The sequence below is a fragment of the Xanthomonas pisi DSM 18956 genome (assembly GCF_001010415.1).
Taxonomy (GTDB): Bacteria; Pseudomonadota; Gammaproteobacteria; order Xanthomonadales; family Xanthomonadaceae; genus Xanthomonas; species Xanthomonas pisi.
On record NZ_JPLE01000135.1, the window covers coordinates 1 to 219 of the forward strand.

The window sequence follows — 219 nt, forward strand, 5'->3', positions numbered from 1 at the left end:
CGATCTGCTGCTGACGCAGGTGCTCGATGCGCTGGCGCTCGAAATCGGTGTAACCGCCGACATACAGCTTGGCGGTGCCGCCGTGCAGGTGCAGCGTATGCGTGGCCACGTTGTCGAGGAACTCGCGGTCGTGCGAAATCAGCAGCAAGGTGCCCGGGTACTTGAGCAACCATTGCTCCAGCCACAGCACCGCGTCCATGTCCAGGTGGTTGGTCGGTT

General features: G+C 62.6%; 1 pseudogene. It reads right to left on the reverse strand.

What is annotated here, in order from left to right:
- Positions 1–219: pseudogene (locus tag Y887_RS17420) on the reverse strand (ABC transporter ATP-binding protein); the annotation flags it as partial.